General features: G+C 58.5%; 10 protein-coding genes. 5 read left to right on the top strand and 5 right to left on the bottom strand.

The annotated features are described in order from the left end of the window. Positions 1-171: 171 nt before the first annotated feature. The 3 genes from ABFB09_RS01185 to nrdR form a co-directional block, all read right to left on the bottom strand. Entirely contained in the window at positions 172-540 is a 369-nt protein-coding gene (locus tag ABFB09_RS01185; protein ID WP_346999285.1) for a hypothetical protein, read from the bottom strand. Between the two features lie 57 nt (positions 541-597). Further along, positions 598-2,949 carry a vitamin B12-dependent ribonucleotide reductase gene (locus ABFB09_RS01180; RefSeq protein WP_346999466.1) on the bottom strand — a complete coding sequence of 784 codons (2,352 nt, stop codon included), beginning with the start codon at positions 2,947-2,949 and terminating at the stop codon, positions 598-600. 454 nt (positions 2,950-3,403) lie between these two features. Further along, positions 3,404-3,946 (bottom strand): transcriptional regulator NrdR, encoded by a 543-nt coding sequence (gene nrdR / locus ABFB09_RS01175; protein ID WP_346999284.1) that lies wholly within the window; start codon positions 3,944-3,946, stop codon positions 3,404-3,406. A 450-nt stretch (positions 3,947-4,396) separates the two neighbouring features. Between nrdR and ABFB09_RS01170 the strand changes: the two genes are divergently transcribed. The 4 genes from ABFB09_RS01170 (at position 4,397) to ABFB09_RS01155 (ending at position 7,989) form a co-directional block, all read left to right on the top strand. After that, positions 4,397-4,780 (top strand): cytochrome c, encoded by a 384-nt coding sequence (locus ABFB09_RS01170; RefSeq protein ID WP_346999282.1) that lies wholly within the window; start codon positions 4,397-4,399, stop codon positions 4,778-4,780. Positions 4,781-4,850: 70 nt separating this feature from the next. Continuing rightward, complete coding sequence (locus ABFB09_RS01165; RefSeq protein WP_346999281.1) at positions 4,851-5,816, top strand: hydrogenase small subunit; 966 nt, start codon at positions 4,851-4,853, stop codon at positions 5,814-5,816. A 67-nt stretch (positions 5,817-5,883) separates the two neighbouring features. Then, entirely contained in the window at positions 5,884-7,497 is a 1,614-nt protein-coding gene (locus ABFB09_RS01160; protein WP_346999280.1) for a nickel-dependent hydrogenase large subunit, read from the top strand. A 3-nt stretch (positions 7,498-7,500) separates the two neighbouring features. Then, entirely contained in the window at positions 7,501-7,989 is a 489-nt protein-coding gene (locus tag ABFB09_RS01155) for a hydrogenase maturation protease (protein WP_346999279.1), read from the top strand. Between the two features lie 101 nt (positions 7,990-8,090). Here ABFB09_RS01155 and ABFB09_RS01150 read toward each other — a convergent pair whose 3' ends face one another. Together ABFB09_RS01150 and ABFB09_RS01145 are read right to left on the bottom strand one after the other, a co-directional pair. Continuing rightward, complete coding sequence (locus tag ABFB09_RS01150) at positions 8,091-8,882, bottom strand: SDR family oxidoreductase (protein WP_346999278.1); 792 nt, start codon at positions 8,880-8,882, stop codon at positions 8,091-8,093. 54 nt (positions 8,883-8,936) lie between these two features. Continuing rightward, positions 8,937-11,633: an HAD-IC family P-type ATPase gene (locus ABFB09_RS01145; RefSeq protein WP_346999277.1), complete on the bottom strand. Its 2,697-nt coding sequence runs from the start codon at positions 11,631-11,633 to the stop codon at positions 8,937-8,939. A gap of 299 nt (positions 11,634-11,932) precedes the next feature. Between ABFB09_RS01145 and ABFB09_RS01140 the strand changes: the two genes are divergently transcribed. Continuing rightward, positions 11,933-12,772, top strand: coding sequence for an ABC transporter ATP-binding protein (locus ABFB09_RS01140; protein WP_346999465.1), 840 nt, complete (start codon positions 11,933-11,935; stop codon positions 12,770-12,772). Positions 12,773-12,793: the final 21 nt, after the last annotated feature.

Raw genomic sequence — 12,793 nt, 5'->3', positions numbered from 1 at the left:
GGCGGGCCTATTTATCGTGGCACCCAGGGATATTGTTATATAAAAGTGAAAGTGAATTACTCCCGATTCTCTCCTATTGTTTTGAAGAGAGATTCCAATTCGCTCTCATGTCCGGACAATATATATGGTTGGACCAGTTTGCTCCCGCACTCCAAGGATCCACCGTCCCTGTTACACACCAGCCAAACCTTCCAACACACCGAAATTCACGATTAGCGTAAGAAAAGCGATGCAAAAGCCCAATCCCAGCCCTTTAACTATTTCACCCTTGCGCTGAAGCATAACAACAATCAGGGCAATGAGCGCTGCAACGCACAACCAAAATTCCAGGATTATCAGGTTGTTGGCGGTGTCTGAAACGCCCTCGCCGATACTGGCATTGTGCACCAGCTGAGCAATGATAGCGGCGATGGCAATAATAAGGTTGGGGATTAGTATCGCCAGAGTCGCTATCGAACGTTCCCTGGGCGCGCCCGCAGGTGGACGGAGTTTCCACGCCAGGAAAAAGACCGCGATGGCTAGGGGCACAACAATAAGCATACCTGATCCTCGCCAAGTTTATTCTTTCCTGTTGTCTCCGCGTAGTCTACATCTAATCTAGCACTTCGTAAACCCACACCCCGGGCAAATGAAGCACCCCTCCTGGTAGACCAGGATGCTACCGCATTCCACGCACTGACCAGCGATGTTCTTGACCAAGCCCAGGTCTTTGACGGCCTTCTTTTCCCCGTGGCCGTTGCCGCCGGGCGGAGTCACGAGTTGCGAGTCGCGAGTGGCGAGTGATTCGCGGGCGGTCAGGAAGTTCTCCAGTACGGTGGCGATGGCGTCGGCGCAGGAAAGGACGCTCTTGCCGCCGTCCCAGGCGATGGAGGGGCAGCGGATGCCTTTCAGCTGCTTGGCGACGGAAGCGGGTTCTATGCCGCTCCTGAGGGCTAAGGAGGCCAGGCGGCAGGTGCTCTCAAGCTGGGCGGCGGCGCATCCGCCGGTTTTGCCCAGGTGGGAGAAGACCTCACATACGCCGGTGTCATCCGAGTTGACGGTGATGTAAAGGGTGCCGCAGCCGGTGTTGACCTTCTCCGTGAAGCCGGTGGTCACCTTGGAGCGCTTGCGGGGTTTGGCGGGCTGGGGGGCTGCGGGTATCTTTGACCCTTCGACAGGCTCAGGGCGAACGGAAGAGGAATCGGATTTTGGGGAGCCGGTGGACATGGGCTGGTCGGCCTTGCAGCCGTCGCGGTAGATGGTGATGCCTTTCAGGCCGTCTTTGTAGGCCATGAGATAGACGCCTTCCACGTCCGGCACGGTGGCGTCGGCGGGGAAGTTGACCGTCTTACTGACGGCGTTATCGGTGTATTTCTGGAAGACCGCCTGCATCTTGACGTGGCCTTCTGGGGTGATGTTGTGGGCGGTGACGAAGAGTTTTTTAATGTCGTCCGGGACTTCCACCATGCTCTCCAGGTGGGAGCCCTCGGCCAGCTTCTTCATCAGGTCCTCCGAGTAGAAACCGTCCGTTTTGGCGGCGCGCTCGAAGTAGGGGTTGACCTCAATCATCCTGGTGTTGTCCATGATGTTGCGGGTGAAGCACAAGGCGAAGTGCGGCTCGATGCCCGATGAGCAGCCGGCGATGATGGACAGGGTGCCGGTGGGGGCGATGGTGGTGCAGGAGGCGTTGCGCATCCTGACTTTTCCATCGTAAATGGAGCCGTCGTAGGCGGGGAAGACGCCGCGAATGGCAGCCAGTTCCTCGGAAGCCTTGTGCGATTCTGACTGGACGAATCCCATGACCGCTTCCGCGGTGGCCAGGGCTTCCGGTGAGTCATAGGGGATGCCGAGGTCGATCAGGAGATCGGCGAAGCCCATCACCCCGAGGCCGATCTTGCGCGTCTGGCGGGTGCGCTCGGCGATCTGGGGGAGGGGGAACTTGTTGACATCGATGACGTCGTCCAGGAAGCGGACGGCGGTGCGGATGGTATAGCCCAGCTTGTCGAAATCGACAGACTTCTTGCCATTGCCCTTGACCATGCGGGACAGGTTGATGGAGCCCAGGTTGCAGGACTCGTAGGGCAGGAGGGGCTGCTCGCCGCAGGGGTTAGTGGACTCGATGCGGCCGAGGTGGGGGGTGGGATTCTCCGCGTTGATGCGGTCGATGAAGACGATGCCGGGATCCCCCGTCTTCCAGGCCAGGTTCACGATCTTGTCGAAGATATCCCGCGCCTTCCGGCTGGCGAAAACCTCGCCGTTGTGGGGGTTGACCAGATCGTAATCGGCGCCGGAGCGGACGGCTTCCATGAACTTGTCAGTGATGGCTACCGAAAGGTTGAAGTTGGTCAGCACGCCGGCCTGCTGCTTGGCGGTGATGAAGCGCTCGATGTCCGGGTGGTCGATGGACAGGATGGCCATGTTGGCGCCGCGGCGGGTGCCGCCCTGCTTGATGACATCGGTGGCCACGTCGAAGGCGCGCATGAAGGAGATGGGGCCGGAGGCGACGCCGCCGGTGGTGCCGACGCGGTCCGACTCCGGGCGCAGCCGGGAGAAGGAGAAGCCGGTGCCGCCGCCGGACTTGTGGATCATGGCGGTGTGCTTCACGGCGTCGAAGATGCTCTCGATGGAGTCCTCGATGGGCAGCACGAAGCAGGCGGAAAGCTGGCCCAGCTCACGGCCGGCGTTCATCAGCGTGGGGGAGTTGGGCAGGAATTCAAGGCGGGCCATCAGGCCGTAGAACTCGTTCTCCAGTTCACGCACGTCGCAGTTGGTGTCGTAGATGAGTTCCGCGGCGGCGACGGTGCGGGCGACGCGGCGGAGCATGTCCTCCGGCGTCTCGACGGGGTTGCCCTGCTTGTCTTTCTTCAAATAGCGCTTTTTGAGCACGGCGAGGGCGTTATCGGCAAGCTCCACCTTTTCAGGGATGGCGGCTTTTTTATTCGATTTTCTGGTTTTGATGGCTGCGGGCATGGCTTTCTCCTCTTTAACGGGTTTGGGGGTGGACTGAGTGGGAGACCCTTCGACAGGCTCCCCGATTTCATCGGGACAAGCAGGGCGAACGGAAGTTGAGGACCCTTCGACAGGCTCCCCGATTTCATCGGGACAAGCAGGGCGAACGGAAGTTGAGGACCCTTCGACAGGCTCAGGGCGAACGTAGGTTTGGGCCGGTTCAGCGACGGTCGACGATTTTTGGGTGTCGTCGATGATGTCCTTGACTAGGGCCTCGATCTCGTTTTCGGTGGCGGCGATGGGCTGCTTGGCGCCTAAGGGCATGAAGGCCTCCATGCCGGGCAGGGCGACGGGCTTTTCCAGCCGGTCGATGACCCGGGCGGTGATCTCCTCGACGCGCGCGCGTTCGGAGATGCCCATGGCGGAGGCCTCGTTGAAGATGATCTGGGCGATGCGGTTCTTGTCCACGATGGGTTTAGCTGATGATTGCGGCGTCATGGCCTTTACTCCGTTTGATTTTCTTTTCCGTGTCGGTGAGCAGCAGTGGCAGTTGGGCGCGGGCGCCGGGCGCGTCGCGGTCGATGAGCCGATCCACCATCTCCTTGAACTCGGTAACATCGGTGAACTTGCGGTAGACCGAGGCGAAGCGGATGTAGGCGATGTTGTCGATGGCCTTCAGTTTCTCCATCACCTTGTCGCCGACGGCGGTGGAGGGGATCTCGGCGCGGCCGGTCTCCAAAAGCTCCGCCTCTATGTCATACGCCAGCTTGTCCACGGTCCCCACCGGCAGCGGGCGCTTTTCACAGGCCTTGTGCAAACCGGCCAGGAGCTTGTCCTTGCTCCATTCCTCGCGGCGGCCGTCCTTCTTGATGACGTAGGCGGCGGTGGGCTGGATGCGCTCGTAGGTGGTGAAGCGGTGGCCGCAGCCCAGGCATTCCCGGCGGCGGCGGATGCCGTCCTCCACCTCTCGGGAGTCCACGACCTTGAAATCATTTTGCTGGCAGTTTGGACAATTCATACGATTAAATCACAACCGTTTGGCATTTGGTATTTGGAGCTTGGAATTTACTTCAGGCACTACCTGTTGTGTTGCTGGTATAAGGTACCACTAGATGTAGGGGTTGTCAATAGGTAGAAAGTAGGGGATTCAAAGCTGGGGACGATGGGGGAGGTGGGAAAATATTTTTTGGAGGCGGTGGCTGATTTCCGATCTAGGCGTGGAAAACGCAAAAATTAGGTAAAAGTACGCATTGTGGTAACAATCCAGACAAGGGATACTGAACACGATTCTGTGATTGAGTTAGTTGTCCCTGTGTATCTATGGGAAAGGACCTATTTAGCAGTAAGGTTACCAATAAAACGCTTGACAATGGGTGTACAATCAAATGGTCTAGGCTCAAATCACTGGTGTTCCCTGTTACGAAAACGGCGCATGCTCTGAAATAATGCCATACGGGAGAGGTGAACGATGAAACCTAAGGCGACCCTCTATGTTATCCTGGCTCTATTACTGGTGGCGATACCGGTATTGAGCGCCTGCACCACACCGGAACCCGAACCCACCGCCACTACTACCCAACCGCCTCCCACCACAACCCAGGCACCGGATAACCCGCTGCCCACCGTAGCCGGTATTGACGCGCTGCTGGTGTATTACAGCAAGTGCGCTTCCTGTCACGGCATCCAGCGGCAGGGCGGGGTAGGGCCCACCTTGATTTCGGCGAATCTGACTGCCTTCACACATCAAAGCCTGAGCAGTTTTACCGGATTGCACTACCGGTCATTCTACGGAGCGGCTCTTGATCCGGCGCTCAGTAATGTGTTGATCAACTACCTTAAAGCGACTCCCTAGCCATTTTTGAAATCTGATAGCACCCTGAAGATCAGAACGGCGGGATTTTGTACCCGCTTTAGGAGGAATAATGAACATTGCGAATCTGACAAGACCTGAATTAAGCCGCCGGGATTTCGTCAAAGTTGCCGGCATAACGGCAACTTACCTGGGGTTGAGCCAGGCTCTCGCACCTCAGATCATTCAGGCTCTGGAGATGCAGGCTCAGGGTAAGAAACCGGCGGTCATCTGGCTGGACGGCCAGGCATGCTCCGGATGTGCGGAATCTTTCTTGAACAACCTGGAACCGACCGCCAGTTCACTCCTCCTGGATACGATATCGCTGCGTTATAACGAGGCGGTGATGGCCGCGTCAGGACACCAGGCGGAAGAGGCGCTTGCAGCCACCGTCGCTGAGGGCGGTTATGTCCTGGTGATCGACGGCAGTATTCCGCTGGCGGAAAACGGCAAGTTCTGTATGGTCGGCGGCAGGCCGTTCACCGAGATCGTACGGGAAACGGCCAAAAACGCCGCGGTCATCATCTGCGTCGGATCCTGCGCTTCCTTTGGCGGCATCCCCCGGTCCGGTCCGACCGACGCTGTCGGTTACCTGTATCGCGGCAAAACGCTGCATGGCTTTTTCAATGATGTCGGCCCAAAACCAGTCATTAACCTGCCCACCTGCCCGCTGCACAACGAGCGGCTGGTGGCCACTATCGTTCATTACCTCACCTTCGGCACCGCGCCGGAACTGGACGCTTTCCAGCGGCCGCTGGCTTTCTACGGCAGGCTGCAGCATGACAATTGCTCCCGCCGCGGCAATTTTGAGAAACGCCGGTTCGTCACCGACTTCAACAACCCGGCTCAGCAGGGTTATTGCCTGATCCTCAAGGGCTGCAAGGGGCCTATAGCCTTTCAGGACTGCCAGACACGCCTGTGGAACAACCGCGCCAGCTACTGCATCAACTCCAGTTTCCCGTGTATTGCCTGTTCGCAGCCGGAGTTTTACCAGGATACCAGTCCGCACTTTGCCCACGAGTATGATTTCGGAGTTTAGTAAGAACTGATACGACGACGTCGCGGCGGCGCCGCGGACGCAAAAATGTTGAAAAGGGGATCCGAATATGGTGCGCGTTATTGTTGATCCGGTAACAAGAATCGAAGGTCATCTGAAGATCGAGGTTGAAGTCGAAAACGGTGTGGTCACCGATGCCTGGTCTTCCGGTACCATGGCCCGCGGTTTCGAGGTATTGCTGCAAGGCCGCGACCCCTGGGATGCGCCGTACGTCACCAGCCGCGTTTGCGGCGTTTGCGAAGGGGTTCATGCTATCGCTTCAGCCCAGGCGATGGAACATGCCTTTGGCATCGAGATGACCGAAGCCGGCCGCCTGATGCGCAACCTTTTCTGCGCCGGTTATTATTCCCATGACCATTATGTTCATTTCTATATTCTTTCGGCGCTCGACTATCTCGACATCATGGCTATCGCCCGCTACAACGGCTCAGATCCCGGCCTGCTGGCGGTTAAGAGTAAGATCGTCGGTCTGGTCAACGCCGGAGATACGTCACCCTTCACCCCCCGCTACACGCCGGACGCTTTCTCGGTCTCCGACCCGACCACGGTTACCACCCTGGTATCGCATTACATTAAAGCGATTGAAATGAAAGCCAAATCTCAAAAGATGCTGGCCTACATCACCGGCATCCAGCCGCATCCCAACACGGTGACTGTCGGCGGTTGCCTGGGCACGCCGAGCCGGGAACAGCTCCTAGACTTCCGCGACCTGTGGGTGGAGCAGATGGATTTTATCAACAACGTTTACGTGCCGGATGTCATCGCCGTGGGTACTGGCCCGCTCTTCCCGTTGGCCAGGAGCGCCTTTGGCGCTACCGCCGGGAATTACCTGGCTTATCCCATGCTGCCACAGAACCCCTCCGCGACCCCGGCGGATATCTCTTTCGGCGGATCCAATCCGCTCTTCCGGAGCGGTGTGATCATGGCACAGGGAGCCAGAGGTTCACTGACCAACATCAATAACACCACTATAACCCCGGTGGATTTCGGCGAGATCACCGAGTCGGTGACCAACTCATGGTACGACTATCCCGCCGGCAGCGCGGCAGCCCGCCATCCTTCTCAAGGAGTTACCCAGTTCAACGTCAATAAACCGAATGCCTATTCGTTCCTGAAATCCCCCCGTTATTCCTCTGAACCTATGGAGGTGGGTCCGCTGGCCCGGGGCCTGGTCAACCGCTTTCCACAACTGGTAGATTTCTTCAACGCTGGCGGCCGGGAAGGCGTGGTGGCCCGTCATTTATCCCGGGCGATCATTTCCAAGATGGTCATGGATGAAGGCCTGGCCTGGATCGACCGTCTCATCGAACTCCGGACGGCCGGACCGCTGGTTGGCATGAATGAGAAGCCGGTGCCGCGGGCCGCATCAGGTTTCGGCGTCTGGGACGCCCCGCGCGGCGCCCTGGGCCATTGGGTGGAAGTGGAAAATCACCGCATCAAGAACTACCAACTGGTGGTGCCGTCCACCTGGAACGCCGGTCCGAGGGATGAGAACCAGGTGCGCGGACCTTACGAGCAATCACTCATCGGCGCGCCGGTGCCGGACATCGACAATCCGATCAATATCGTGCGCATCATCCGCTCCTTCGACCCGTGTTTGTCCTGCGCCGTGCACATCATCGACCCGCATTCAAACGTCGTCAGAGTCCACAAGATCTCCTGATCCATGCCGGAACGCGCCGCTGAAACAGACAATATCCTGGTGCTGGGGGTTGGCAACGAGGCGCTGGGCGATGAAGGGTTCGGCATCCACGTTGTCCGGAAGCTGAAGGAAAATGGGTTTCCTGAGCACATCAGGATCGAAGCCGGCGGTGTCGCCGGCTTCGATCTTTTGGGACTGCTTTCCGGCGTTGACCGGCTGATAATCGTCGATGTCATGGTTTGCGACCTGGAGCCGGGCGATATCGGCCGGTTTAATCTGGACGCCGAATTCAAGGCCAGCGGCCGGGTCCCCATGTCGTTCCATGAACTCAGCGTTCTCGACCTTTTGCAGATCGCCGAAGTTGTCGGCCTCAATCCCAGGGTGGAATTCCTGGTGACCAAGCCGGTCAAGCTCGAGTGGGGTTTCGAACTGTCCCCGCTGGTGCAGCAGGCGGCGGACAAGGCGGTAGATTACCTGGTGAAAGAGCTGGCCGGGACGATTTCTGAATCATGAACGATTGATACTCTCGAAAATTCGTAATCAGATACATCGAGATTTTTTATCACGCTCAGAAAGACAATGCTCTCTTTTTAAGGCAGAACCTGCTGGTCGCCCTAGGGCGAAGACGAATCCAGCGATGAACCGCCATCGACGGTCAGGGTGACGCCGGTCACGAAATCAGCGGCTCCGCTGGCAAAATAAAGAACCGCACCAGCCACATCGCCAGGCTTTCCCCGGCGGCCTATCGGGGCCATGGCAGACACCGGTTCCATTGCAGTCTCCCCGGCCTCGTGACCCTCGTGCACTTCGTCCCCTTCGTCCCCTTCGTCCCCTATTTCTTTCACCGGCGGGATGTCTATGGCTCCGTGAACGACTGCGTTGACGTTGATCCGCTCCGGCGCCCATTTCCCGGCCAGTTTCCGTGTCAATTGGGAAACAGATTCCACCTCGTGGAAAGAATCGATCCCGGCGACAGTTACGATCTTGCCACCATGGTTCCGATCAGCCATCGCCCTGGCTGCTGCTTCGGAAAACAGCTCAGTTTCCCGCAGACCGATCTCGACAGGGTTATCGTCTTCAGTCGTTTCTTCGTCCTCTGCGGGACGGATCTCGGCGGTGGTTACCAGGATGTGCAAGCCGCCGTACACCGCCAGTGCCATCCAGATGGCTTTCTCCGCCTCCGGGATTTCTCCGGGGACGGCCTGGTGTTCTTTGGCTTTACAGCCGGCGACCCTCAGATCCGCCACAACGGCCCGGGCCTTTTCAAGGTCGGTATCCGATACGATGACGGCGGCGCCGGATTCGGCCAGGCGCATAGCGATCTCCCGGCCGATGCCCAAGGCGCCGCCGGTCACGAAGGCCACTTTTCCCGACAGATCGAAAAGTTCTTTCATCTTCCTATCCATAACGGTTTCTCCTAATCGCCGGTAGCGATCAGTAGATTTTACCACGAACAGGAGTCAGCGCTTGCGCCACTTGCCCTGGGAGAAGGCCATGGGGAAGAAGACCTTGCGCAGTTCCTCTATGGCGAAGAGGGTGAAGCCGGCGCCCAGGGCGATGCCCCAGTGCGCCAGGTCGAGAGGCACCGTATTGAAGGCGGCCTGCATGAACGGGGTATAGACGACCGTCAGCTGCAGTACGAAGGCGATGCCGACGGCCATGAGCAGCCAGCGGTTTTTGAACAGGCCGATCTTGAAGATTGTTTTCTCATCGGTGCGGGCGACGAAACCGCGGAACCACTCGATGGCTACCATCGAGGTGAAGGCCAGGGTGCGCGCCTGGTCCAGGTCCATGTGCTGCCGCGCCCAGTAGAAGATGCCGAAGACCATGCCGCCCATCAGGAGGGCGGTGTAAGCCACCCTGAAGAGCAGGCCGGGGTACAGCAGGCCGACCCTGGGGGAACGGGGGGGAGTGGCGAGTTCGTCACCGCTCTTGGGTTCCAGGCCCAGCGGAATGGTGATGGTGGTATCTGTCATAACGTTGATCCACAGAATCTGCACCGCCAGCAGCGGCGCCTGGCCCAGAACGGCGATGGTCACCGTCAGCGCCAGGAGTTCGCCGATATTGGTCGAAAGAAGATAATAGAGGACGTTGCGCAGCCGGTTGAAGATGGCCCGGCCTTCCTCCACCGCGGAGATTATCGAGGCGAAATTATCGTCGGTCAGCACCATGTCCGCGGCCTCGCGGGCGACATCGGTGCCGGCTTTGCCCATGGCGATGCCGATGTCCGCCGACTTGAGCGCCGGGGCGTCGTTGACGCCGTCGCCGGTCATGGCGACCACGTGACCGTGGTGTTTGAGAGCATTCACGATGCGCAGCTTGTGCAGCGGTTCGATCCGGGCATAGACGGTGATGCGGCGTACCTCCCGCGCCAGCGTCTCATCGTCCATCTCCGCCAGTTCCCGCCCGGTGACGGCCCTGCCTTCGCCGAGGCCGATTTCTTTGGCCACCGCCTGGGCCGTGGCGATGTGGTCGCCGGTGATCATGATCACCCGGATGCCGGCGCTGCAGGCCTGCCTGATGGCCTCGGTGGCTTCCAGCCGGGGCGGGTCGAAGAGTCCCACCAGGCCGGCCATGACCAGCCGGCCTTCGATGTCCCCAGGTTTGAGTGCGGTGGTTTTCGACTCGGTTTCGGCGTAAGCCAGTCCCAGCACCCGCATGGCCTGGCCAGCCATGCCGTCTATCCGCGCCTGATAATCCGCTTTGGCGGCATCATCAAGGGGCACAGCGTGGCCGCCGCTCCAATAATGGGAACTCAGTTCCAGCAGTTTCTCAGCGGCGCCTTTGACATAAACGCGGCGGTCGCCGTCCTCCTCGTGCAGGGTGGCCATGTATTGCAACTCGGAGGTGAAGGGGATTTCCGACAGGCGCGGCGCCTCAGCTTCCAGTTTTTCCTTGACCAGACCGATCTTGGCGCCGGCGATGAGGAGGGCACCTTCGGTGGGATCGCCGAAGAGCGAACAGCAGTCTTCTCCCAGGGTGACTGTGGCGTCGGAGGACAGAACGCCGATGCGCAGTGCCAGGGCGATGGCCTCATCCTTCTCCGGCGATAGCAAAATATCGCCGTCCAGCTTGAATTTACCCTCCGGGACATAGCCCTCGCCGGAAACCTCGATCATCCGCCCGTCGGAATACAGGCGCCGGAGGGTCATCTGGTTCATGGTCAGGGTGCCGGTCTTGTCGGAGCAGATGACGGTGGCCGAACCCAGGGTTTCCACGGCTACCAGGCGCCGGATGATGACGTTGCGGCTGGCCATGATCCTCATGCCTATGGCCAACACCACGGTGACCACAGCCGGCAGGCCTTCTGGTATGGCGGAAACGGCGGCGGCTACCGCCAGCAGGAACATTTCCAGCAGTTCAAGACCGCGCCAGAGACCGATAACGAAGATTACAGCCACGACACCCAGCAGCACCATGACCAGGTAGGTGCTGATGCGGGAGATGCTTTTCTGCAGCGGTGTTTTCTCGGATTCGATGGACTCCAGACCGGTGGCGATGCGCCCCAGTTCGGTTTCCATACCGGTACCGGTGACCACGGCCACCGCCTTCCCTTGAGTGGCGGCGGTGCCCAGGTAGAGCATGTTGTCGCGGTCGGCCAAGAGGGTGTCTAAAGGCAGCTTGCCGGTGACTTTAGCGACGGGTTGCGATTCACCGGTCAGGGCGGATTCGTTGACCTCGAAACCAGCCAGTTCCATGACGCGGGCGTCGGCCGGGACACGGTCGCCGGCTTCCAGGATAACGATGTCTCCGGGCACTGCCTCCCGGCTCAAAATGGTCCGCAGTTTGCCGCCGCGGCGGACACGGGTGCGGGGCGCGGCCATATCTTTCAGGGCCGCCATGGCTTTTTCCGCTTTGGTTTCCTGGATGTAGCCGATGGTGGCGTTGATCAGCAGGATTCCCCCGATGACCGCGGCGTCGATATAGTGACCGGTGGCGACGGAGACCGCCGCGGCGGCTACCAGCACATAGATAAGCGGATTGACGAACTGGGAGAGGAAAACCAGGTACGGCGACCTGGGAGGCTTGGAAGATAACTCGTTGGGGCCGGATTTTGCCAGCCGGTCCCTGGCCTCTGCCTGGGTTAGGCCGGCCAACCGGCTACCCAGCTTGGACAGCGTGTCGGCGGTAGAGAGACTGTGCCAGTTATCAGCCATGAGATTATTTTAACACGGCAGCACCAGTTACCAGTTAATAGTTACCAGTTGATAGTTGTGGTTTTGAAATTTAGGTATTTGGTCATTGGAATTTGTTTAGGATTTAGATATTCGGATTTCGGATTTTGGGGCGTGGGGTATTGACGGCGGGTGTATAATTGTAGTAAATGATAAGAATACTACAATTAACCCGGAAACAGTGCGGGGAATGTCTTTCATAATGCTGGCCAAGGAGGATTATCAGCTTGGTAACTGAGACTGGCTCACCCGGCATCATAGAAATCGATCATCTGACCAAGATGTATGGCAAGAACCGGGGCATCACCGATGTTACCCTGAGCGTCCGGGAAGGGGAGATCTATGGCTTCATCGGCCCTAACGGCGCCGGCAAGACCACCACGCTGCGGCTGCTGGCCGGTCTGATCTTCCCCACCAGCGGCAGCGCCCGCATCTTCGGCAAGGATGTCGTCAGGGAAGGCCACATCATCCGCGCCGATATCGGCTACCTGCCCTCGGAAGTGTTCTACTACGAGAACATGAAGGTCATCGACCTTCTGAAATACTCCGCCAGTTTTTACAAGAAGGACAGTGGCAAGCGGATGCACGACCTGGCCGAGCGGCTGGAACTCGACACCAGCCGCAAGATCGACGAGCTGTCTTACGGCAACAAGAAGAAGGTGGGCATCGTCCAGGGTCTGCTCCACTCGCCGAAACTGATCATCCTCGACGAGCCGACCTCCGGCCTGGACCCATTGATGCAGCGTGAGTTTTTCGAGATCATCCGCGAGGAGAATGAACGTGGCGCCACGGTGCTTTTCTCTTCTCACATCCTCTCCGAAGTGCAGCGGCTGTGCGATCGTCTGGCGATAATCAAAGAGGGTTCTATCATCAGGATCGATGAGGTTTCGGCAATCAACACGGAAGCGTATAAGAAATTCAAGATAATCGCCGATAATTTGGGTATGAGTGATTTACCGGAGTTGGATATCAGCGATTTCCATCAAAAAGAGAACGAGTTGACCTTTATCTTCCGCGGCAACATCAACGACATCATAAAAGTCGTCTCCCGGCATCAGATTAAGGACATCCAGATTGAAGAGCCGACTCTGGAAGAAATTTTCATGCACTACTATGAATAGCCGCACGACGGGCGAGAGACC

The sequence above is a fragment of the Dehalogenimonas sp. THU2 genome, assembly GCF_039749495.1.
Lineage (GTDB): Bacteria > Chloroflexota > Dehalococcoidia > Dehalococcoidales > Dehalococcoidaceae > Dehalogenimonas.
This window is presented reverse-complemented; position numbering and strand designations above follow the sequence as displayed.

Excerpts from the sequence above, each read along its gene's own strand:
- ABFB09_RS01140 (WP_346999465.1), top strand. The coding sequence starts at position 11,933 with ATGTATGGCAAGAACCGGGGCATCACCGATGTTACCCTGAGCGTCCGG.
- ABFB09_RS01170 (WP_346999282.1), top strand. The coding sequence starts at position 4,397 with ATGAAACCTAAGGCGACCCTCTATGTTATCCTGGCTCTATTACTGGTG.
- ABFB09_RS01160 (WP_346999280.1), top strand. The coding sequence starts at position 5,884 with ATGGTGCGCGTTATTGTTGATCCGGTAACAAGAATCGAAGGTCATCTG.
- ABFB09_RS01145 (WP_346999277.1), bottom strand. The coding sequence starts at position 11,633 with ATGGCTGATAACTGGCACAGTCTCTCTACCGCCGACACGCTGTCCAAG.
- ABFB09_RS01180 (WP_346999466.1), bottom strand. The coding sequence starts at position 2,949 with ATGCCCGCAGCCATCAAAACCAGAAAATCGAATAAAAAAGCCGCCATC.
- ABFB09_RS01185 (WP_346999285.1), bottom strand. The coding sequence starts at position 540 with ATGCTTATTGTTGTGCCCCTAGCCATCGCGGTCTTTTTCCTGGCGTGG.
- nrdR (WP_346999284.1), bottom strand. The coding sequence starts at position 3,946 with ATGAATTGTCCAAACTGCCAGCAAAATGATTTCAAGGTCGTGGACTCC.
- ABFB09_RS01155 (WP_346999279.1), top strand. The coding sequence starts at position 7,501 with ATGCCGGAACGCGCCGCTGAAACAGACAATATCCTGGTGCTGGGGGTT.
- ABFB09_RS01150 (WP_346999278.1), bottom strand. The coding sequence starts at position 8,882 with ATGGATAGGAAGATGAAAGAACTTTTCGATCTGTCGGGAAAAGTGGCC.
- ABFB09_RS01165 (WP_346999281.1), top strand. The coding sequence starts at position 4,851 with ATGAACATTGCGAATCTGACAAGACCTGAATTAAGCCGCCGGGATTTC.